This is a genomic window from Enterobacter cloacae complex sp. 302F9, assembly GCF_050030335.1.
Taxonomy (GTDB): Bacteria; Pseudomonadota; Gammaproteobacteria; order Enterobacterales; family Enterobacteriaceae; genus Enterobacter; species Enterobacter hormaechei_C.
This window is the reverse complement of the sequence record NZ_JBLGUC010000001.1, coordinates 201110-222985: the sequence shown is the minus strand read 5'-3', so window position 1 is coordinate 222985 and position 21876 is coordinate 201110. Positions and strand designations below refer to the sequence as shown.

General features: G+C 57.6%; 21 protein-coding genes. 8 read left to right on the top strand and 13 right to left on the bottom strand.

Annotated elements, in window-relative coordinates:
• Window positions 1-29: 29 nt before the first annotated feature.
• Window positions 30-1022 (bottom strand): lysophospholipase L2, encoded by a 993-nt coding sequence (pldB, locus tag ACQG0T_RS01095; RefSeq protein ID WP_426723738.1) that lies wholly within the window; start codon window positions 1020-1022, stop codon window positions 30-32.
• A 111-nt stretch (window positions 1023-1133) separates the two neighbouring features.
• Here pldB and rhtB point away from each other — a divergent pair, with 111 nt between their 5' ends.
• A complete protein-coding gene (gene rhtB, locus ACQG0T_RS01090; RefSeq protein ID WP_006812363.1) occupies window positions 1134-1754 on the top strand; it encodes a homoserine/homoserine lactone efflux protein in 621 nt (206 codons plus the stop codon).
• Here the strand turns inward: rhtB and rhtC are convergent.
• The 3 genes from rhtC to pldA form a co-directional block, all read right to left on the bottom strand.
• Complete coding sequence (gene rhtC / locus ACQG0T_RS01085) at window positions 1751-2371, bottom strand: threonine export protein RhtC (RefSeq protein ID WP_006179256.1); 621 nt, start codon at window positions 2369-2371, stop codon at window positions 1751-1753. The genes rhtB and rhtC overlap by 4 nt on opposite strands.
• Before the next feature lie 61 nt (window positions 2372-2432).
• The gene (recQ, locus tag ACQG0T_RS01080; RefSeq protein WP_017383584.1) at window positions 2433-4262 is read right to left on the bottom strand and encodes an ATP-dependent DNA helicase RecQ; all 1830 of its coding nucleotides are present in this window, start codon (window positions 4260-4262) and stop codon (window positions 2433-2435) included.
• 90 nt (window positions 4263-4352) lie between these two features.
• Complete coding sequence (gene pldA, locus ACQG0T_RS01075) at window positions 4353-5222, bottom strand: phospholipase A (protein ID WP_003860803.1); 870 nt, start codon at window positions 5220-5222, stop codon at window positions 4353-4355.
• A 160-nt stretch (window positions 5223-5382) separates the two neighbouring features.
• On the opposite strand from pldA, the gene yigI reads away from it, so the two are divergent.
• Window positions 5383-5850 carry an acyl-CoA thioesterase YigI gene (gene yigI, locus ACQG0T_RS01070; protein ID WP_006812366.1) on the top strand — a complete coding sequence of 156 codons (468 nt, stop codon included), beginning with the start codon at window positions 5383-5385 and terminating at the stop codon, window positions 5848-5850.
• A gap of 51 nt (window positions 5851-5901) precedes the next feature.
• Window positions 5902-6798: an EamA family transporter RarD gene (gene rarD / locus ACQG0T_RS01065; RefSeq protein ID WP_017694744.1), complete on the top strand. Its 897-nt coding sequence runs from the start codon at window positions 5902-5904 to the stop codon at window positions 6796-6798.
• Window positions 6799-7314: 516 nt separating this feature from the next.
• Here the strand turns inward: rarD and corA are convergent.
• The 8 genes from corA to lptM form a co-directional block, all read right to left on the bottom strand.
• Window positions 7315-8265, bottom strand: coding sequence for a magnesium/cobalt transporter CorA (gene corA / locus ACQG0T_RS01060; protein ID WP_003860807.1), 951 nt, complete (start codon window positions 8263-8265; stop codon window positions 7315-7317).
• Between the two features lie 150 nt (window positions 8266-8415).
• Complete coding sequence (gene ysgD, locus ACQG0T_RS01055) at window positions 8416-8472, bottom strand: YsgD/CorL family protein (RefSeq protein WP_212743980.1); 57 nt, start codon at window positions 8470-8472, stop codon at window positions 8416-8418.
• A 149-nt stretch (window positions 8473-8621) separates the two neighbouring features.
• On the bottom strand, window positions 8622-10784 hold the full coding sequence (uvrD, locus tag ACQG0T_RS01050; protein ID WP_017383586.1) for a DNA helicase II: 2163 nt from the start codon (window positions 10782-10784) through the stop codon (window positions 8622-8624).
• Between the two features lie 79 nt (window positions 10785-10863).
• Window positions 10864-11580, bottom strand: coding sequence for a 5-amino-6-(5-phospho-D-ribitylamino)uracil phosphatase YigB (gene yigB, locus ACQG0T_RS01045; RefSeq protein ID WP_058685839.1), 717 nt, complete (start codon window positions 11578-11580; stop codon window positions 10864-10866).
• The gene (xerC, locus tag ACQG0T_RS01040) at window positions 11580-12482 is read right to left on the bottom strand and encodes a tyrosine recombinase XerC (RefSeq protein ID WP_017383588.1); all 903 of its coding nucleotides are present in this window, start codon (window positions 12480-12482) and stop codon (window positions 11580-11582) included. The genes yigB and xerC overlap by 1 nt, the downstream gene beginning before the upstream one ends.
• The gene (locus tag ACQG0T_RS01035; RefSeq protein WP_045348417.1) at window positions 12479-13186 is read right to left on the bottom strand and encodes a DUF484 domain-containing protein; all 708 of its coding nucleotides are present in this window, start codon (window positions 13184-13186) and stop codon (window positions 12479-12481) included. Before ACQG0T_RS01035 ends, xerC begins: the two co-directional genes overlap by 4 nt.
• Entirely contained in the window at window positions 13183-14007 is an 825-nt protein-coding gene (gene dapF / locus ACQG0T_RS01030) for a diaminopimelate epimerase (protein ID WP_058685838.1), read from the bottom strand. The genes ACQG0T_RS01035 and dapF overlap by 4 nt, the downstream gene beginning before the upstream one ends.
• A gap of 35 nt (window positions 14008-14042) precedes the next feature.
• Window positions 14043-14246: an LPS translocon maturation chaperone LptM gene (gene lptM / locus ACQG0T_RS01025; RefSeq protein ID WP_003860815.1), complete on the bottom strand. Its 204-nt coding sequence runs from the start codon at window positions 14244-14246 to the stop codon at window positions 14043-14045.
• Window positions 14247-14381: 135 nt separating this feature from the next.
• Here lptM and cyaY point away from each other — a divergent pair, with 135 nt between their 5' ends.
• Window positions 14382-14702: an iron donor protein CyaY gene (cyaY, locus tag ACQG0T_RS01020; RefSeq protein WP_003860816.1), complete on the top strand. Its 321-nt coding sequence runs from the start codon at window positions 14382-14384 to the stop codon at window positions 14700-14702.
• A 185-nt stretch (window positions 14703-14887) separates the two neighbouring features.
• Here the strand turns inward: cyaY and cyaA are convergent, their stop codons facing one another.
• Window positions 14888-17431 (bottom strand): class I adenylate cyclase, encoded by a 2544-nt coding sequence (gene cyaA, locus ACQG0T_RS01015; RefSeq protein ID WP_017383591.1) that lies wholly within the window; start codon window positions 17429-17431, stop codon window positions 14888-14890.
• Window positions 17432-17781: 350 nt separating this feature from the next.
• On the opposite strand from cyaA, the gene hemC reads away from it, so the two are divergent.
• From hemC to hemY, 4 genes are read left to right on the top strand one after another with little or no spacing between them, the layout of a single operon-like run.
• Window positions 17782-18723 carry a hydroxymethylbilane synthase gene (gene hemC, locus ACQG0T_RS01010; protein WP_017383592.1) on the top strand — a complete coding sequence of 314 codons (942 nt, stop codon included), beginning with the start codon at window positions 17782-17784 and terminating at the stop codon, window positions 18721-18723.
• Complete coding sequence (gene hemD / locus ACQG0T_RS01005; RefSeq protein ID WP_017383593.1) at window positions 18720-19460, top strand: uroporphyrinogen-III synthase; 741 nt, start codon at window positions 18720-18722, stop codon at window positions 19458-19460. Before hemC ends, hemD begins: the two co-directional genes overlap by 4 nt.
• A 20-nt stretch (window positions 19461-19480) precedes the next feature.
• Window positions 19481-20674: a uroporphyrinogen-III C-methyltransferase gene (gene hemX, locus ACQG0T_RS01000; RefSeq protein WP_015570012.1), complete on the top strand. Its 1194-nt coding sequence runs from the start codon at window positions 19481-19483 to the stop codon at window positions 20672-20674.
• 2 nt (window positions 20675-20676) lie between these two features.
• Window positions 20677-21876: a protoheme IX biogenesis protein HemY gene (gene hemY / locus ACQG0T_RS00995; RefSeq protein WP_026080629.1), complete on the top strand. Its 1200-nt coding sequence runs from the start codon at window positions 20677-20679 to the stop codon at window positions 21874-21876.

Sequence of the window (21876 nt, the reverse complement as noted above, 5' to 3'; positions counted from 1 at the left end):
GGATTTCAACCTCTGGTGGAAAACAATAATCAGTTATGCCTGTTGAAAAATTCAACAATGGCGTTGAGCGCGACTGAGCGCCTAGCGTCCTTTTCAAAAAGGATCTCATGGTACGCACCGTTGATGACCAGCGGTTTACCCCCTTCACAGGGATGGCCCGCAGCGGCGCGAAGTTCACAATAGCGGTCATGCATGCGGTTATCCACCACACGCTCTTCTTCCGCCTGGATCAGGAGCGTCGGCGTGTCATCATCGCCTACGCCCGCCAGCACCTGCTCACCGGCATGAATACCTTCCCGCACCCAGTGCCAGGTGGGGCCGCCGACCCGCAGACGCGGTTCATCGGCATAAAAACGCAGGTTGCGGCGATAACGCTGCCGGCTGTGGGTTAACACGTTGATGGCAAATGGCAATGCCCGCCAGCGTCCTGTTCCGATGGCATAGCCTTCTCGAATGCGCTGATGGCCCTCAGCCCAGTCGAGAAGATGGCGCACCATCCAGTCAGGAAAACGTATCACAATGCCGTACATCGGCGCGGTCAGCGCAATGGCGTCACACTGGTGCTTATGGCGCTGCAAAAACAACGTCGAGATCGCGCCCCCCATGGAGTGGGCAAGAATATAACGCTTGCGCCACGGTCCGGGCTGCACTTCCTGCTGCCAGAACGCGGCCAGATCGTCGACGTAATCGCTGAAGTTATCCACGTGGCCGCGATGGGTATCCGGCAACATCCTGCCAGAAAGCCCCTGCCCGCGATGGTCGATAATTAACACATCAAAGCCCAGATGGAACAGGTCATACGCCAGCTCGGCATATTTGATATAGCTTTCGATGCGCCCGGGGCAGACCACAATCACCCGGTCATTTTTTTCATCACGGAAACGAACGAAGCGTACCGGGATTTCCCCGACGCCCATAAACTCATCTTCCTCACGCTGGCGCCAGAAATCGGTCAGCGGCCCCATGGAGAAAGCAGCAAATGCGTTTTCTCGTGTTTCCCAGTCCTTTTTCTGCTGAAACATTGGGTTTCCACCCCCCGTAATTCAGGGAATATCGTTTTTTTCGTCACCGGTCACAAAATGACTCAACAATAGCGTATTGTGGCATAAAAACAGACGATCCGGGAGTTTCAAATGACCTTCGAATGGTGGTTCGCCTACCTGCTGACATCCATCATCCTCAGCCTTTCACCTGGCTCGGGCGCAATCAACACCATGACCACCTCCATTAATCACGGCTATCGCGGCGCGGCGGCGTCAATCGCCGGTTTACAGACCGGGCTTGGCATTCATATTGTGCTGGTGGGGATTGGTCTGGGCACGCTGTTCTCCCGTTCGGTGCTGGCCTTCGAGGTGCTGAAATGGGCTGGCGCAGCGTATCTTATCTGGCTGGGTATTCAGCAGTGGCGCGCCGCAGGCTCGATTGATCTGCATACGCTCTCCCGGACGCAAACACGCGGCCACCTGTTTAAACGCGCGGTGTTCGTTAACCTGACCAACCCGAAAAGCATCGTGTTCCTCGCCGCCCTGTTCCCGCAGTTTATCGTGCCGCATCAGCCACAGGTGATGCAGTACGTGGTGCTGGGCGCGACCACCATTATTGTCGATATCATTGTGATGATCGGTTACGCGACGCTGGCGCAGCGAATTGCGGCGTGGATCAAAGGGCCTAAACAGATGAAGGCCCTGAACAAAGTCTTTGGTTCGCTGTTTATGCTGGTTGGCGCGCTGCTTGCGTCAGCGCGTCATGCTTAGCGAGAAATGATGAGATGAATGCCGAAGCCGGCGAACAGCGCGCCGGCAAAGCCGTCGATCCACTTCGCGATGCGCTGGTAGCCGCGACGCATCGCCGGTAAGGCAAACAGGCTTGCCACAACGGTAAACCAGGCGAACGTCTCAACAACAATCAGCAGAAAGATCCCCCAGCGCGCGCCCGCGCCGACGTTATCCCCTACAAACAGCGAGAACACAGAGCCGAAGTAGATAATCGCTTTCGGGTTCGCCAGGTTGGTCAGCAGCCCTTTCACAAAGCTACGGCCGCCCGTTGCCAGCTCAACCTTTGGCTCTTCCGGCTTTTTCTCTTCTTTCTTCAGCGCCCCGCGCAGCATCTGGTAGCCCATCCAGCACAGGTACAGACCGCCGCCGACCATGATGATGTTATGCAGCCACGCCATTTTCGCCAGGATCAGGTTCAGACCGAGCAGCGCAACCGCCGCCCAGACCATGACGCCCATGGTAATACCGAGCACACCCATCATTGCCTCTTTGCGGGAGCGGCTGACGGCCGTTTGTGACACGAAGAAAAAGTCAGGGCCAGGGCTCATCAGCGCCACGATGTGCACTAACGCCACGGTGAGAAATAGCATTAACATAATTAGCTCGCGGGGAAATAATACAGTGAGTCACCATCCTGGCACTTTTTCGCCCGGCTGACTACTCCTCATCATCACCATCAGCGTGGGAACGGATGAGCGCCATAAACTCTTTACCGAAGCGCTCCAGCTTACGCGTGCCAACGCCGTTGACGCTGAGCATCTCGCTGGCGCTGAGCGGCATTTGCTCGGCCATCTCGATAAGCGTCGCGTCGTTGAACACCACGTATGGCGGGATGTTCTCTTCATCCGCAATGGCTTTACGCAGCTTACGCAGCTTGGCGAACAGCTTGCGATCGTAGTTACCGCCGTAGGATTTCTGCATCACGCGCGGCTTCAGGGCGACGACGCGCGGAACGGCGAGCTTCAGTTCAACCTCGCCACGCAGGACCGGTCGCGCCGCTTCGGTCAGCTGAAGCGCAGAGTGCTGGGCAATGTTCTGCGTGGCAAAGCCGAGATGGATCAGCTGGCGGATGATACTCACCCAGTGCTCGTGGCTCTGGTCTTTCCCGATGCCATAAACCGGCAGCTTGTCGTGACCCATATCGCGGATACGCTGGTTGTTAGCCCCGCGCAGCACTTCAACGACGTAGCCCATCCCGAAGCGCTGGTTCACGCGTCCGATAGTCGAGAGCGCTTTGCGCGCGTCCATCAGGCCATCGTACTGCTTCGGCGGGTCGAGGCAGATATCGCAGTTGCCGCACGGTGCCTGACGCCCTTCACCAAAGTAGTTGAGCAGCACCAGACGGCGGCAGGTTTGCGCTTCGGCGAAGGCACCCATCGCGTTAAGCTTGTGGCGTTCGATATCCTGCAACTGCCCCTGCGGTTTCTCCTCGAGACAGCGGCGCAGCCACGCCATATCCGCCGGATCGTAAAACAGCATCGCTTCCGCAGGCAGGCCGTCACGCCCGGCGCGGCCGGTTTCCTGATAGTAGGATTCGATATTGCGCGGAATGTCGAAATGCACCACAAAGCGCACGTTGGGCTTGTTGATCCCCATCCCGAACGCCACCGTTGCGACCACGATTTGCAGGTCGTCGCGCTGGAATTTCTCCTGCACGTCGGCGCGGATATGGTTCTCCAGCCCGGCGTGATAGGCCGCGGCGCTAAAGCCACGGTTTTGCAGACGCGCGGCGGTGTCTTCCACCTTCGCCCGGCTGTTGCAGTAGATGATGCCGGACTTTCCGCGCTGCTCCTGCACGTAGCGTAAGAGCTGATCCAGCGGCTTAAACTTCTCCATCAGCATATAGCGGATGTTCGGGCGGTCGAAGCTGCTGACCTGAATATACGGGTCGTTCAGCCCCAGCAGGCGAACGATGTCCTGACGCGTGGTGTCGTCCGCCGTGGCGGTAAGCGCCATAAACGGCAGCTCGGGGAAGCGCTGACGAAGCTGGCCAAGAGCGGCGTATTCCGGGCGGAAATCGTGCCCCCACTGGGAGATACAGTGCGCTTCATCCACTGCCAGCAGCACCGGATTCCAGTGCGCCAGATGATCGAGGAAGTTGTCCAGCATCAGGCGTTCTGGCGCGATATACAGCAGGCGGATCTGCCCGGTGCGGCACCCGGCCATTACCTCTTGCTGTTGCTCGCGGGTCTGCGTCGAGTTCAGACAGGCCGCCGCCACGCCGTTGGCAAGCAGCTGGTCGACCTGGTCTTTCATCAGGGAAATAAGGGGCGATACCACGACCGTCAGGCCATTAAGCACCAGCGCGGGCACCTGATAGCAGAGCGATTTTCCGCCGCCGGTCGGCATGACCACCAGGCAATCGCGGCCTTCCAGCACGGTTTCAATGATGGTTTCCTGGCCAGGGCGGAACTGCTGGTAGCCAAAGGTTTCCTGCAAAACCTGTTTAGCCAGCGATTCCTGATTCAATACTTCCGCCTGCGCCACGTTAACCCCATATGCCAGAAATGAAACAGGCGCTATTTTCAGCGCCTGAGAGAGAAACTTCAACGTTTAACGCAAAAACATTCGAGCAGCTTAGAAAATATCGTTCAGCATCACGCCCACACCGACGCGGGTCTGATTGAAATTGTAGTCGATCAGCGATTCGCCATACCCGCTATACACCTGAGTATAAAGACGAACGTGTTTCGTTACCGGGTAGCTCAGGCCCAGCTCTGCACCGCCGTAGCCGGTATTCCAGTTGTACTGGCCTTTGGCGCTCAGCACCGCGTCACCCAGCTGATAGCCCACTTTAAGCTGATAGTAGCCCATATATTTGGTGATATCCGGGTTGTCATCGGTGCTGCCCACCACGTACCACGGCTTCACTTCCACCATGAAATTGCCGTTCTGCGCCATCAGACGCGTATAGATGCGGTTCCAGCTGCGTGAGGTTGGGTCGGAACGACCGTTGGAATCGTGGTTATAGCCCACCTCCACGTCTCGCAGCGTCCAGCCTGCAAACTCATAATCGGTGGCGAAACCGAGGAACAGCTGCGGTTCATAGTTGGTTTCGCGGAACGGTGAAGATTCCCCGCTGTTGGAGAGCTGCCACCATGACTTCTGCGTGTAAGACGCGCCAAGCACCGAGTTCGGCCCCAGGATGCCGCGCCAGAACGGGAAGGCGAGGCTGAGCTGGAACTTCACCTCATCTTTACGCGCATTATCAGACCAGTTATAGGAGCTTATCGCCTCTTTGTTGAGATCGCTGGTCTGGGTGTAGATCACGTAGTTTGTATCATAAGGGTACAGCGTGAACGGATTGTCATGCTCCTGAAGCATATTGGCGATGATGCTGCCCTTAACGGCAGGTTTATCATGCACCTCTTTGATCGTCGCTTCCTGCGCATATGCTGTGAGGGGCAGCGCAACCGCCGCCAGTAACCAACCCAGATACGTCCGCATCGGTGGTGTTCTCCTGAAATGGTGACATTTAATGAATAGTTTTGTCCGGGCATTCTACAGACTTCTGCGATAACTTCCGCTTCCTCGTTTCTTAAAGTGGCATTCCTTTATCCTGAAGCATAAAATCAACATTTTGTTAACAACAAGGATGCCACGTCAGATGTCAGCCACACTCACCGCCGAAGAAACCTTAAAGCTCGTGGGCGAGATTTTTGTGTACCACATGCCGTTCAACCGTGCACTGGGTCTTGAGCTGGAGCGATACGAAAAAGACTTCGCTCAGCTGAGTTTCAATAATCAGCCAATGATGGTCGGTAACTGGGCGCAAAGCATTTTGCACGGCGGGGTCATTGCCTCCGCGCTGGACGTGGCGGCCGGTCTGGTGTGCGTGGGTAGCACGCTGACGCGCCATGACACCATCAACGAAGATGAGTTACGCCAGCGCCTGTCGCGCATGGGCACCATCGATTTACGCGTCGACTATCTGCGTCCGGGACGCGGAAACCGCTTCACCTGCACCAGCAGCCTGCTGCGCGCCGGGAATAAAGTTGCCGTCGCCCGCGTTGAGCTGCATAACGAGGAGCAGGTTTATATCGCCAGCGCAACCGCCACTTATATGGTGGGTTGAGACGGCAAATTCGGGTAAAATTACTTCACTTTTTTGTAACGGATTTTCCCGATGGATGCTAAACAGACGCGGCAGGGCGTTTTACTCGCCCTTGCCGCTTATTTTATTTGGGGTATCGCACCGGCGTACTTCAAACTTATCGCCTATGTCCCGGCGGACGAGATCCTCACTCACCGCGTCATCTGGTCCTTTTTCTTCATGATTGCGCTGATGAGTATCAGCCGTCAGTGGTCAGGCGTCAAAACGCTGCTGAAAACCCCGAAGAAGGTCTTCCTGCTCGCTCTCTCTGCGGTGCTGATTGGCGGAAACTGGCTGCTGTTTATCTGGGCGGTGAATAACCATCACATGCTCGAAGCCAGCCTGGGCTACTTTATTAACCCGCTGGTCAATATTTTGCTGGGGATGATTTTCCTTGGTGAGCGCTTTCGCCGGATGCAGTGGGTGGCGGTGATTCTGGCCTTCTGCGGCGTGCTGGTACAGCTGTGGACCTTCGGCTCACTGCCGGTTATCGCCCTGGGGCTGGCGTTCAGCTTTGCCTTCTACGGCCTGGTGCGTAAAAAAATTGCCGTGGAAGCGCAGACGGGAATGCTATTTGAAACCCTGTGGCTGCTGCCTGTCGCCGCGATCTACCTGTTCGGTATTGCCGACAGCGCAACCAGCCACATGGGCAGCAATCCATGGTCGCTGAACCTGATGCTGATGGCCGCGGGCGTGGTCACGACGATCCCCCTGCTGTGCTTTACCGGCGCGGCAACGCGTCTGCGCCTCTCCACGCTGGGCTTCTTCCAGTACATTGGCCCCACGCTGATGTTCCTGCTGGCGGTGGTGTTTTACGGCGAGGTGCCGGGTGCGGATAAGATGGTGACGTTCGCCTTTATCTGGGTGGCGCTGGCCATCTTTGTTGCGGATGCGATTTATACCCAGCGCAGGGTGCGCAAAGGGCTGTGATGTTGCCCTCACCCTAACCCTCTCCCACAGGGGAGAGGGTTCCCCAGTAATTTGAAAGCAAAAGCGATAACGTTGCCTCAGAATAACTGAGGGCTTTCAGCGATGCCTCGGTCCGGCTGTAAATCGCTGAGGCGTTTCCTGTAGGCCGGGGCGAGGCGCAGGGATGCGCCGAGAGGGCGGGCTTTACAGGGATGTTACCTCCTCCCGTCCCCGATAAGCCGGAAGGAATAAGCCGAAGGCACCGCGAAGCGGCGATTTTCCGCCGGAAGCCCGGGTCGCCAGGGTGGTGGCGACTGAGCCACCCTGGCACGTTCACCGGTCATGTCGTGACAGAGTAGCAAGGAACATAAAGTGAACGGAATGACCACCAGAGCCGTATGTTCCCCCTCACCCCAGCTCTCTCCCTCAAGGGAGAGGGGGCCGTCTGTGCAGGCATTATTTTGTGGGGAACCCTCTCCCACAGGGAGAGGGAATTCGATCGTAGGGCGGGTAAGCGCAGCGCCACCCGCCAGATTTTTACAGCCAGTTCTTCCGCTTAAAGTACAGATACGGCGCCAGCCCGGCGAGGATCATAAAGATAATCGCCCCCGGGTAGCCAAAGCTCCACTTCAGCTCCGGCATAAACTCGAAGTTCATCCCGTAGCTGGACGCCACCAGCGTCGGCGGCAGGAACACCACGGACACCACCGAGAAGATCTTGATGATGCGGTTCTGCTCGATGTTGATAAAACCCATCGCCGCCTGCATCAGGAAGTTGACCTTCTGGAACAGGGATTCGTTGTGCGGCAGCAGGGATTCGATATCGCGTAAGATCTCACGCGCCTGCTCCAGCTGACCGCCCGGCAGACGTGCCTTGCGCACCAGGAAGTTCAGCGCGCGCTGGGTATCCATCAGACACAAACGCACCTTCCAGCCGATATCTTCCAGCTCTGCCAGCGTGGACAACGCTTCGTCGTACTCATCGCCCTGATGGCCTTCCATGATCACGCGGCTCAGCTTTTCCAGGTCGCTGTAGATGTTTTCGATTTCATCCGCCAGCTGTTCGATTTTGGTTTCGAACAGATCCAGCAGCAGCTCATAGGCGTTGCCGTCCATCATCGCCTGGCTGCGGGCGCGCATACGGTAGAGACGAAACGCAGGCAGTTCGCGCTCGCGCAGGGTGAACAGGCGGCCATCGCGGATGGTAAACGCCACGGTGGAGTTCCCCGCGTGGTCTTCGGCATCTTCGAAAAAGAAGAAGGAGTGAATGTGCAGGCCGTCTTCGTCTTCAAAAAAACGGGCGGATGCTTCGATGTCTTCCAGTTCCGGGCGTGTCGCCAGGCTTTGCCCCAGTTCAGATTGTACGCGAAGGCGCTCATCGTCGTCCGGCTCGACCAGATCCACCCATACGGCATCAATGAGGGGCTGTGACTCTTCGGCTTCAAGCCGAGTCAGTCGGTTATTTTCGAGTTGAAATGCGCTCAACATGACCGGGACTCCCAATGCAAAAAATATCGGACAGTTCGGTGGGCACACAGAAACAAATTGGGTTTCAGACCATTAAACAGCCTGACTCAGCGCGACGGGAATGATGCAGTCGCTGACAACCACTAAGGCCATCAGCAAGAGGAGATAGCCTTAGGAGTTGTTCCTGGATGACAGGGAATTGAGCCAGTATCTACTGGGTGTGTCCAAGGCGAATGTCCTCTTAGCGTAATCGTGCGCGCATGTTACGCCAGCAATAACTGTGGCGTCAACACGCAACGGAACGCTGAAGGGCATTAATTGACCTTCAACGTATAAGGCTAGCAGATTATTACAAAATAGTGATATTTTTCTGAAAGTTACACACTTTCCAGCTTGGCATAGGCTGCCACCAGCCATTTGATCCCCTGCCCCTGGAACGCTACCTGCAAACGGCTGTGCTCGCCGCTGCCTTCCAGGTTGACGATGGTGCCTTCGCCAAACTTCGAGTGGCGCACGCGCTGGCCCAGCTTGTAACCGGTGTCGGTTTCAGAGATTGGCGAGCCCATACGCTGATGGCTGACCGGACGGCTGATGCTGGCGCGCAGGCGCACCTCTTCCACACACTCTTCCGGCAGTTCGCCGATAAAGCGCGACGGACGGTGATACACCTCTTTCCCGTACAGGCGGCGGGTTTCCGCGTAGGTCAGAGTCAGTTTCTGCATCGCACGGGTCACGCCCACGTAGGCCAGACGACGCTCCTCTTCCAGACGCCCGCCTTCATCCAGCGACATCTGGCTCGGGAACATCCCCTCTTCCATCCCAACGATGAACACCTGCGGAAACTCCAGACCCTTCGCGGAGTGCAGGGTCATCAGCTGAACCGCATCCTGCCAGGTATCGGCCTGCCCTTCCCCCGCCTCCAGCGCGGCGTGAGAGAGGAATGCCTGCAACGGCATCAGGTCTTCGTCTTCTTCGTTGTAGCTGAACTGGCGCGTTGCCGTCACCAGTTCCTCTAAGTTCTCAATACGGGTCTGGCCCTTCTCGCCTTTTTCCTGCTCGTACATGGTGCGCAGGCCGGAATCTTTGATCACCCGGTCGGTCTGGACGTGCAGCGGCATGTCGGCGGTTTCCTGCGCCAGCGCGTCGATTAACTCCAGGAAGCGCTGCAATGCGCTGGCGGCGCGTCCGGCGAGGGCTTTTTCCTGTAACAGCTCACGGCACGCCTGCCACAGCGTAAGCTGACGATCGCGCGAGGCCTGGCGCACCACGTCCAGCGTACGATCGCCGATGCCGCGCGTCGGCGTGTTCACCACGCGCTCAAACGCCGCATCGTCGTTACGGTTGGCAATCAGACGCAAATACGAGAGCGCATCTTTGATCTCCTGACGTTCGAAGAAGCGCATACCGCCATAAATGCGGTACGGCATGCTCACCTGCAACAGCGCCTCTTCCAGCACGCGCGACTGGGCGTTGCTGCGATAGAGAATGGCACACTGCTCCAGCGCACCACCGTTCTCCTGCCAGGTTTTAATGCGGTTCACCACGAAGCGGGCTTCGTCGAGCTCGTTGAAGGCGCAGTAAATCGAAATCGGTTCGCCGTCGACGCCATCGGTCCACAGCTTTTTACCCAGGCGCCCGTTGTTGTTCTCAATCAGGGCGTTGGCCGCGCTCAGAATGTTGCTGGTAGAACGGTAGTTCTGCTCCAGACGGATGGTTTGCGCGCCGGGGAAATCGTTGAGGAAGCGCTGGATGTTCTCCACCTGCGCGCCGCGCCAGCCGTAGATAGACTGATCGTCATCGCCTACGATCATCACCTTGCCGGTATCCCCGGCCAGCAGGCGGATCCAGGCGTACTGGATGTTGTTGGTATCCTGGAATTCGTCCACCAGGATGTTGGTAAAGCGTTCACGGTAGTGTTGCAGGATATGCGGTTTGTTCAGCCACAGCTCGTGGGCGCGCAGCAGCAGCTCGGCGAAATCCACCAGACCGGCGCGATCGCACGCTTCCTGATAGGCCTTGTAGACGTTCTGCCAGGTCTGCTCGACCGGGTTACCGAAGCTCTGGATATGATGCGGACGCAGCCCTTCGTCTTTCTGACCGTTGATGTACCACATCGCCTGACGCGGCGGCCACTGCTTCTCATCGAGGTTCATCGCCTTGATCAGGCGTTTCAGCAAGCGCAGCTGATCTTCGCTGTCGAGGATCTGGAAATCCTGCGGCAGGTTAGCGTCCATATGGTGCGCGCGCAGCAGACGGTGCGCCAGGCCGTGGAAGGTGCCAACCCACATGCCGCCCTGGCTGGTGCCCATCAGCTGCGCGATACGGTGGCGCATCTCCGCCGCCGCCTTGTTGGTGAACGTCACGGCCATAATCGAGTACGGCGAGCAGTTCTCCACGCTCTGTAGCCAGGCGATACGGTGAACCAGCACGCGCGTCTTACCACTGCCCGCTCCAGCCAGTACCAGCAGGTTTGTACGCGAGGCGGCAACCGCGTCACGCTGTTTATCATTAAGGCTGTCGAGCAGGTAAGAAACGTCCATTGGCACCGTCACGTCATGTCGGGCAGGCAAATGTTTCCATTCGCCAAAACCCTGTTAATTTATACAGAACAATTGATGATTATATCAGCGTCGTGAGGGATGCCAACCGTGAAATTTCCACGTGCGGCAGAAGACGGCTATCCGGGGTAGTCATCAGATCGGCATTTTCCGGCTTGATCCAGCAGGCCTGCATGCCGCAGCGGATCGCCCCGGCGACGTCCGTGGTCAGGTCGTCGCCCACGTGCAGGATATCACCGAGCGGCAAATCCAGTTTTTCCGCTGCCAGATGATACATATCGTTGAACGGCTTCGAGCGTCCGTGCGGGCCCGCGCGCAGCACGAACTGAAAATAGTTCCCCAGACCAAACAGTTCAGGCTGAGCGTTGCCGTTGGTGATGGCCACCAGCGGCCACTTTTCGGCGAGCTTCGCCAGCGTGTCGTGGGTCTCCTGCGGCACGTCGATCCGACTGCGCCATTTGGCGAAGTTTTCCATGGCCGCTTCGGCCCCCGTGGCCGCATCCTGCGCGCTCAGGCCGGCGTTGAGCATCGCCTGCTCAACCGCACGGCGGCGCCATTCGGTCACGTCGTGGTAAATCTCCGGTTCGGTTTCCCGCAGGGACTGACGCAGCTGCTGGAAGTCTTTGTTCTGCATCGCTTTCAGCGCAGGATGGTAGTTCTGCACAAACGCCAGCGACTCCTGCTCGGTACGCAGGATCACCGGGCGGTTATCGTAAAGAGTGTCATCAAGGTCAAACGTCAGGGCTGATATCTGACCGAGTGGGCGGTAAAAACGCATTATTTCCCCCGTTTGGCGCGTGGATGCGCCGCGTCATACACCGAGGCAAGGTGTTGGAAGTCTAAGTGGGTATAGATTTGGGTGGTCGACAGATTCGCGTGACCAAGCAGCTCCTGTACGCCGCGCAGGTCGCCGCTTGATTCCAGCATGTGCGTCGCAAAGGAGTGGCGCAGCTTGTGGGGGTGAACGTGGCTGTTCAGCCCCTGCTTAATGCCCCACTCCGCAAAGCGCTTCTGCACGTTACGCGCCGAGATCCGCTTGCCGAGTTTCGACAGGAACAGCGCATCTTCGTCGGCGCCAAACAGCCCGCGAAGGTCCAGCCAGTGCTCAATCCAGGAGACCGCATTGCGGCCGATCGGCAGGCGGCGCTCTTTGCTGCCCTTGCCCATTACCCACACCTCGCCGGATTCCAGATCGAGGTGCTTTAAGTCGAGGTTCACCAGCTCAGAGAGACGCAGGCCCGCGCCGTACATCACCTCCAGCATCGCGCGGTCGCGCACGGCCAGCGGATCGTTAAGATCGATATCCAGCAGGCGGTTTACGTCGTCGACGTCGATATTTTTCGGCAGATGACGCGGGGCTTTCGGCGTGGCGATCCCTTTTGCCGGGTTGGCTTTCAGACCGCCCTGACTGACCAGCCAGTCGAAGAAACTGCGCAGGGCAGAGAGCCGGAGCGCCAGGCTCGCCGGGCTGAGATTTTTTTTACGGCTACGCACGACGAACCCGCGTACCGTGGCGGCGTCACATTGTTGCCAGCTTTTCAGGCCGATTTCATCGGCAAGCTGCATGATGGCATCAAGCTGACGCTGATAGTTGAGCAGCGTAATAGGGCTGAGCTGGCGTTCTACGCCCAGATAGCGCAGAAAGCGGTTGACGTCAGTGGCGAGCAGTCCGTCCGTCATACGCGCTCAATCCAGCGCTCCAGCAGCTCAGGCAGCATCAGGGCGATCTCCTGCAACAGTTGCGTGCCCTGCCCCTGTTCATAATGATGCGCGTCGCGGCTGGTAAATAACATCACGCCCAGGTCACCATCGCGCCCCATCAGCGACATCGCCACCGAGCCGATAGCTTTGGCTTCCGGCAGCACCACCAGCAGTTCTGGCCCGTTAAGCGGCCCCAGATAGTGGTGCTCATGGCCCAGACGCTGAATGCGCAGCGGCTCAAACGCCTGACGGCTCAGCGCCAGATGGGTAAACCCGGACGGCGCGCCAATGCGCCAGCGGTCAGGGAAGAGACGGATCGTCGCGCCTGCCAGCCCTAGATCGCGCGCCCAGCGGTGGAAGCGGTTGAGGAACTCTTCGAGACTGTGCGCGGAAGCCAGACGCGCCTGAAGGTGCAGTAGACGGTAGAACAGGCTTTCGTTATTGCTGGCCTGCTCCATCAGCAGCGTCATGTTCTCTTCGAGCTGATTGATGTGGTTGCGCGAGCGCGCCATGTGCCATTCAACCAGCGACACGGTCTCGCGAACCGGATGCGGCACGCGCATCCGTTCGACGACGCGTGCATTGCGGATAAAAAACTCAGGATTGTGCAGCAGGTAATCCACAACAGCGCTGTCGTCCAGCTCTGATACAGGTTCCCGCAGTTCTTCCCCTGGTTGCTTCATAGATGGATAAACCCGTCATAAACATGTGTCGCCGGGCCAGTCATGTACAGTGGATGACCCGCTCCTTTCCAGGCGATATCAAGACGTCCGCCCGGTAATTCCACGCGAACCTCTTCTGCCAGTAACCCCTGTGAGATACCGACGGCCACCGCCGCACAGGCACCGCTTCCGCAGGCCTGGGTTTCGCCCGCGCCGCGCTCGTAAACCCGCAGGCGAATGTGTTCACGCTTCACCACCTGCATGAAACCGATGTTCGCCCGCTCCGGGAAGCGCTCGTGGCTTTCCAGCACCGGGCCGAGCGTTTCAACCGCCGCGGTTTGCACATCATCCACCTGAATCACGCAGTGCGGGTTACCCATTGAGACGACGCCGCACAATACTGTCTGCTCGGCGGCACGCATAATATAGGTCTTTTCCGCTTTGTTGGCGCGAAACGGCACGGCAGAGGGGGCGAAGTTCGGCTCGCCCATGTTCACGCGCACCAGTTCGTCGTCGGTGACGCTGAGCACCATCCGGCCGTTGGCGGTGCTGACGCGGATATCGCGCTTGTTGGTCAGCCCTTTCAGCCGAACAAAGCGGGCAAAACAGCGCGCGCCGTTGCCGCACTGGGAAACTTCGCTGCCGTCGGCGTTAAAAATGCGGTAGTGAAAATCCAGGTCAGGATCGTAAGGCGGCTCCACCACCAGCAGCTGGTCAAACCCCACGCCCATGTGTCGATCCGCCAGGCGACGGATCAATTCCGGGGAGAAAAAGACATTCTGCGTTACCGCGTCGACGACCATAAAGTCGTTGCCAAGGCCATGCATTTTAGAGAACTGCATCATTTGCTCCATTGCGCGGGTACAGAACGTAATTGTCAGAGATTGACCTGAGTCGGGCCGCCGTTATTGCCGCGATCGTTGGTATCCGGCGTAGATGACTCGATACCACTTTGCACCGGTTTTGTCGGCGGTGGTGCGTTTTTATCCTCTGGCGGGAAGTACAGTGGTCCCTTCAGTCCACAGCCGGTCAGGCTAAACAGAGTGACAAGAACGACAAGCGTTCGGAAGACGTTTTTCATGTAGAGGTTGCCCGTAAGTTCAAATCTGTTTCTATCATCGCAGGAGAAGACACAAAAGCAAGAGTTTGCCGCTTTCCTGCAACGGGAATTATTTAGCGTTATACTGCCGCCATCACGAAAAACAGGAATAAAACCATGAACGACAGTGAATTTCATCGCCTTGCCGATACCCTGTGGATGACCATCGAAGAGCGTATCGACGACTGGGACGGCGACAGCGATATCGATTGTGAAATCAACGGCGGGATCCTGACCTTAAGCTTCGAAAACGGCAGCAAGATTATTATTAACCGTCAGGAGCCGCTTCACCAGGTGTGGCTGGCGGCGAAACAGGGCGGCTATCACTTTGATCTGAAAGGTGACGAGTGGGTCTGCGATCGCAGCGGCGAAACGTTCTGGGATCTGCTGGAGCAGGCGGCGACGGCGCAGGCGGGCGAGGACGTGAGTTTCAGGTAGTTGCGTTGCCCGGTGGCGGCTACGCCTTACCGGGCCTACAACGGCTCGAACCGTAGGCCGGGTAAGCGTCAGCGCCACCCGGCAACAGCGGCTCAAACCGTAGGCCGGGTAAGCGTCAGCGCCACCCGGCAACAGCGACTCGGACCGTAGGCCGGATAAGCGATAGCGCCACCCGGCGAAAAGCCTCAGGAAAAATACTGCTGCAACAGCGGCGCAGTTTCCTGGTTAGCGGGCGCCGCAGGGGTAATCGCCTGCGTACGGAACGGGATCACCTGCGCTCGCCCATCCACATTCACAATCTGGTAGAACTGCGGCAGGTTGAAATTGATAAAGCTTGAGCCGTAGGTAAAGCGATCGTGCGAGGACGAATAGAAGCGGCTGACGTCGCGCACCAGCTCCTCTTTGCTGCCTTCACAGTGGTGATACACCTCGGCACGGTTGGTTTCATCCAGAATGTAGATGTTAAACCCGGCGTTATCGCCCGACTCTTCGAAGAAGAACTGAATAATCCCTTCACTCGCAAAGCCATCCACCACCTGCGGCAGCTTAACGTGGTTGGTTTCCACCTGAACCGACAGGCCATGCAGTTTGTTGTGTGAAATCGCGCCGTAGAATTCAATGGCGTTCTCCAGCTTCTGCACCGACACGTTCAGGCGTTCAAAGAACAGCCCCCAGGTCTGGCCGGAGACGCGCAGCGCTTTAAAGCGCCCGGTTTCCTGACGGGTGCTGGAGAGACGCAGTTCGATGCACTCAGACACCAGTTGCTGCACGCGGGTACGAATCAGGCCGCGCAGGTGCTGACTGTAGCAGAACACCTCCACGCTGTCCGGCGGCGCGGCGTCCTGATGCATCTTGCCGAGGATCGTTTTCAGCGCCTCGATCATCGCCTGCTCGCCGTTAAAGTGCAGGGTACGCACTTCGTTCCACGAGTTGCGGTACAGCAGATCCACGCTGCCCACCAGGCAGTTTTGCTGCTCGCCAAAGCTAAAGACGTCCAGCTTGCGGAAGTCAAAGTGAACCACCTGATTGCGGAAGGCCGCCGTCGGGTCGTATTCCAGGTTGACGATGATCGCCAGATGGCGAATCTCACACGGGCTGTAGAGCGCTTTTGGCGTCGGCGCAGGCAGACGCAGCGGGAAGTGGTGCGAGACATCCGCCACCATCTCCTGCAACTTGGCTAAATCGACCACCTCGTTGCCTTTGATAAACAACCGGGTACGTGAGGTGAGAAGGCCGTTAAACCAGGCCCAGGCCACCAGCTTGTTCAGGTAGCGGTTATACTCCAGCGGCTGATGGCTGATGATCGAATCCATGCTTGGCGCACGGTTGTACAGATACCACCCGGTGCGGTTCGCGCGGCCCGGCGGCACGTAGATAAAGGTCAGATTCGGTTCAGACAGGTCAGGCGAAATCTGTGGGTTAACCAGCGTTACCTTGCCCGGCAACGCTTCAAACGCGGCGTACAGTTTGCGGGTCAGCACCCCGATATCCTGTGGGCTGGCAGAAACGCTAAGGTTGTTACGGCGGGCAAAGCGGATCAGGTTGCGGTAGCTCTGCATCATCGCATCAAGCAGTTCGTTGTGCGCCTCACGCACCTGATCGATCTTCCAGTTGGCGCGGTTGTCGAGCATGGCGAGACGCTCTTCGTCCCATCCCCACTCTTTGACTAACTGGCTGACGACTTCACGACGCCAGCCCACGCAGGCGCGTTCGCGGCTCAGTTTTTCACAGACTTTGAGATAGAAACATCGACGCACCAGGTCAAGACGCGTGGCGTCCTCAATGGCTGTCAGGTATTCGGTGACGCGTTCCAGCATCATGCAGTAGGCATCAAGACCGTAGGAGACGATCTCCCCGTCGTGCAGACGCTGTTTAATATCTTTCGCCAGCAGGCGCGGCGTGGGGTATTCCCAGGAGTAGGCTTCCAGCAGCAGGGTTTTCAGCACCGCTTTGTACGGTGAATCAATGCTCTTATAAAGCTGCCAGAGGCTTGCGCCAAAGTACTCTTCGGCGGACAGGGAGCTCAGGCCGCCCAGATCCAGCCACTCGTTTGGCGTCAGAACGCCCTGCGAGTAAAGCGACATGACGTAGTCGTCATAATTCTCTTCTTCATCGCACGGCACCATATTCCACAGAATACGTTTCCCGGCCAGGCGAACGGCAGTACGGTAAAACTCATCCAGCAACAGGATGTGCTGAGTCGAGCCGCAGTCTTCACCACCCAGACTGCCGCTTTCGTTATGGCGGAAACGGTTTTCATCAATCAGGAAGAAGCTCACTTCCACGCCGAGCGACGCCGCCCAGCTCTCCAGCAGGCTGCATTTACGCTGCAACAGTTGGCGCTCTTCATTGTCGAGCCAGGACTGATGGCAGACCCAAATATCCAGGTCAGAAGAGCAGCTTTGCCCAACCGATGACGTGCTGCCCATGGAGTAAACCCCGGTAATCGGCAGCTCGCCTTTCGGCGAATCCTGCGGCGGCATACCACGGTAGAGTTCAAGTTCAGTCAGGTAATGCTGTTGGGTTTCATCAGGCGTGAAGAGGCAAATGCCCTGGGGAACGTTACCATCAAGGTAACCCGGCATCAGCGGATGGTGATAGTGCAACAATGTTGGCAGTAGACTGTATACCTGCTGGAAAGCAGGGCCCATGGCAGCAAGCGCGCGATCCACACGCAATTGATTGATGGCATCCAGTCTCTGTTTCAGAGTCTCAATATAGAGGTACAAGACGTATCGCCTGATGTTTCCGGGTGTCGCACGCCAGTCAGAACACAAAAAGCAGCGGACCCGCAGTATTTCAAAAAATAACCGTTACCCTTTTTTCGCCTTTTGCTTTTCTGGTGGTACAGACGAAAAAATGGTCTAAAACGTGATCAATTTAACACCTTGCCGGTTGACCGTAAAGAAAGATGCGCTACATACAAGTGTAGCACCGTTCTTGACGTGTAAATTCCTGAATACGGCGATGGCTGACGAGTACGCCGCCCTGTCCCTCTCACTCTTCATCAACCGTAAAACTGCCATCCGAGTGTCAACAATGTTAGGATGGTTAGCGATTGATAATGACGGTAACAAGCATGTTAGACAATGTTTTGAGAATTGCCACACGCCAAAGTCCTCTTGCACTCTGGCAGGCACATTATGTTAAGCAGCGCCTGGAAGCCTGCCACACCGGATTACGCGTTGAGCTGGTGCCAATGGTCACGCGTGGCGATGTCATTCTGGATACGCCGCTGGCCAAAGTGGGCGGAAAGGGTCTGTTTGTCAAAGAGCTGGAGCTGGCATTGCTTGAGAACCGCGCCGATATCGCCGTGCATTCGATGAAGGATGTGCCCGTTGAGTTCCCGGAAGGGCTGGGGCTGGTGACCATCTGCGAGCGCGAGGATCCGCGCGATGCGTTTGTCTCTAATCGCTATGACTCGCTCGATGCGTTGCCGGCAGGCAGCGTGGTCGGCACGTCAAGTTTACGCCGCCAGTGTCAGCTGGCTGAACGTCGCCCGGATCTGGTGATCCGTTCGCTGCGCGGGAACGTCGGCACACGCCTTGGCAAGCTGGATAACGGCGACTACGATGCCATTATTCTTGCGGTTGCGGGCCTGAAACGCCTGGGGCTGGAAGAACGCATTCGCGTCGCGTTGCCGCCGGAGCTGTCGCTGCCCGCCGTCGGCCAGGGTGCCGTCGGCATTGAGTGTCGTCTGGTTGATGCGCGCACTCAGGCACTGCTCGCGCCGCTGAATCATGACGATACCGCCGTTCGCGTAAAAGCCGAGCGCGCGATGAATACTCGCCTCGAAGGAGGCTGTCAGGTGCCAATTGGCAGCTATGCTGAATTAACTGACGGTGAGCTGTGGTTGCGTGCGCTGGTTGGCGCGCCGGACGGCTCACAGATGGTTCGCGGTGAACGTCGCGGCAAACCGCAAGATGCCGAGGCGCTTGGCGTATCGCTGGCGGAAGAGCTGCTGAATAACGGCGCGCGTGAAATTCTGGCCGAGGTCTATAACGGAGAGCCCCCTGCATGAGCATACTTGTCACCCGCCCTTCTCCCGCAGGAGAGCAGTTAGTGAGCCGTCTGCGCGCACTGGGGCAGGTGGCCTGGAGTTTTCCGCTGATTGAATTCTCCCCCGGTCGCGAGCTGCCTGAGCTCGCTGACCAGATGCGTCTCTTACAGGAAGGCGATCTGCTCTTTGCGCTGTCGCAGCATGCCGTGGAGTTTGCCCATGCGCAGCTGCAACAGCATGCCGTTAGCTGGCCTCACGCCCCCCGCTATTTCGCCATCGGGCGCACCACGGCGCTGGCCTTACATACCGCGAGCGGAATCGATGTTCGTTACCCGTTAGATCGGGAAATCAGCGAAGTCTTGCTACAATTACCTGAATTACAAACCATTGCCGGAAAGCGCGCGCTCATTTTGCGCGGCAACGGTGGTCGCGAACTGCTGGGCGAAACGCTGCGCGAACGCGGCGCAGACGTGACGTTTGTGGAGTGCTATCAGCGCTGTGCGAAACACTATGATGGCGCGGAAGAAGCAATGCGCTGGCACGCCCGCGGTATTAATACGCTGGTGGTCACCAGCGGTGAAATGTTACAACAGCTTTGGTCGCTGATTCCGCTTTGGTATCGCGAAAACTGGTTACTCCGCTGTCGGCTTCTGGTCGTCAGTGAGCGTCTGGCGAACCACGCCCGGGAACTGGGCTGGCAGGATATTCGGATCGCTGAAAACGCCGACAACGATGCGCTGCTGCGCGCATTACAATAACTCTCAAATGGGAAGCCATAATGACGGAACACGAAAAATCCTCCGCCGTGGTTGAAGAGACCAGGGAGACTGTGGACACCACGTCACAGCCAGAGACGACAGACACAACCGTTGAGAAGAAAAACGGCAGCAACAAAACCAGCCTCACGCTGAGCGTGATTGCCATCGCGATTGCGCTGGCCGCAGGCGTGGGACTCTACGGACTGGTGAAGAAACAAGGCACCAACCAGACGGCCACCAGCGACGCGCTGGTTAACCAAATCACTGCCCTACAGAAAGCGCAGGAGACGCAAAAAGCTGAGCTGGAAGGCGTGATCAAACAGCAGGCTGCCGCCCTCGCCGACGCGAACAGCAAACGTGAAGAGTTGACCAAACAGCTGAGCGAAGTGCAGGAAAAAGTCGCCACAATTTCGGGAACCGATGCCAAAACCTGGCTACTTTCACAGGCCGATTTTCTGGTGAAACTGGCCGGGCGCAAGCTCTGGAGCGATCAGGATGTCACCACCGCCGCCGCGCTGCTGAAAAGCGCCGACGCAAGCCTGGCGGACATGAACGATCCGAGCCTCATCAACGCTCGCCGCGCTATTACGGAAGATATCGCCAGCCTGTCCGCGGTTTCTCAGGTCGATTACGATGGTATCATCCTTAAGGTAAATCAGCTCTCCAACCAGATTGATAACCTTCAGCTGGCCGATAACAACGACGATGACTCCCCGATGGATTCTGACGGCACCGAGCTGTCCAGCTCCCTGAGCGAATGGCGTATCAACCTGCAAAAGAGCTGGCAGAACTTTATGGACAGCTTTATTACCATTCGCCGCCGCGATGAAACTGCCGTGCCGCTGCTGGCGCCGAACCAGGACGTCTATCTGCGCGAAAACATTCGTTCCCGCCTGCTGGTGGCTGCCCAGGCCGTACCGCGTCACCAGGAAGAGACCTACAAACAGGCGCTGGATAACGTTTCAACCTGGGTACGTGCTTACTACGATACCAATGACGCAACCACGACCGCGTTCCTTGAGGATATCGACAAGCTGAGCCAGCAAAACATCACCATGAACGTGCCGGACAAGCTGGAAAGCCAGCCGATTCTGGAGAAGCTCATGCAGACGCGCGTGCGTAACCTGCTGGCCCAACCGGGCGTTCCGGCAGAGCGTCCGGCTGAAGCACCTGCCGCCGCGCCAGCGCCTGAAAGCGCGCCGCAAGGAGAGTAATGATGCTAAAAGTCTTCTTACTCTTCATCCTGCTGATCGCCGGGATTGTACTGGGGCCGATGCTCGCGGGTCACCAGGGTTATGTATTGATCCAGACCGATAACTACAATATCGAAACCAGCGTAACAGGGCTGGTGATTATCCTGATCCTGGGTGTGGTCGTTCTGCTGGCAGTGGAGTGGCTCCTGCGTCGTATTTTCCGTACCGGCGTACATACGCGCGGCTGGTTCGTTGGCCGTAAGCGCCGTCGCGCCCGCAAGCAGACCGAGCAAGCGTTGCTGAAGCTGGCCGAAGGCGACTATCAGCAGGTTGAAAAGCTGATGTCGAAAAATGCCGACCATGCAGAACAGCCGGTTGTTAACTATCTGCTGGCCGCTGAGGCGGCGCAACAGCGAGGCGATGAGGCCCGCGCCAATCAGCATCTTGAACGCGCGTCTGAGCTCTCTACTAAAGATCCGATTCCGGTTGAGATCACCCGCGTTCGTCTGCAACTGGCGCGCAATGAAAACCATGCCGCCCGTCACGGCGTTGACCGTCTGCTGGAAATTACCCCTCGTCACCCGGAAGTGCTGCGTCTGGCTGAGCAGGCATATATTCGGACCGGTGCCTGGGGCTCGCTGCTGGACATTATCCCTTCCATGGCGAAAGCCGACGTGGGCGATGATGAACATCGTGATGAACTTCAGCGTCTGGCCTGGATTGGCCTGATGGATCAGGCGCGCGCCGATCTCGGCAGCGACGGCCTGAAAACCTGGTGGAAAAACCAGAGCCGTAAAACGCGCCAGCAGGTTCCTCTTCAGGTGGCGATGGCAGAACATCTGATTGAGTGTGATGACCATGACACCGCGCAGGAGATCCTCCTCGACGGTCTCAAGCGACAGTATGATGACCGCCTGGTGATGGTCATCCCGCGTCTGAAAACCAACAATCCGGAACAAATTGAAAAAGCACTGCGCCAGCAGATCAAAACCGTGGGCGATCGTCCGCTGCTGTGGAGTACGCTGGGCCAGTCTCTGATGAAACACGGCGAGTGGCAGGAGGCGAGTCTCGCCTTCCGCGCCGCGCTGAAGCAACGTCCGGACGCATTTGATTACGCCTGGCTTGCTGATTCGCTGGACAAGCAGCATAAGCCGGAAGAGGCCGCAGCTATGCGCCGTGATGGGCTGTTATTGACGTTGCAAAATAACGGAACGCAGCAGTAA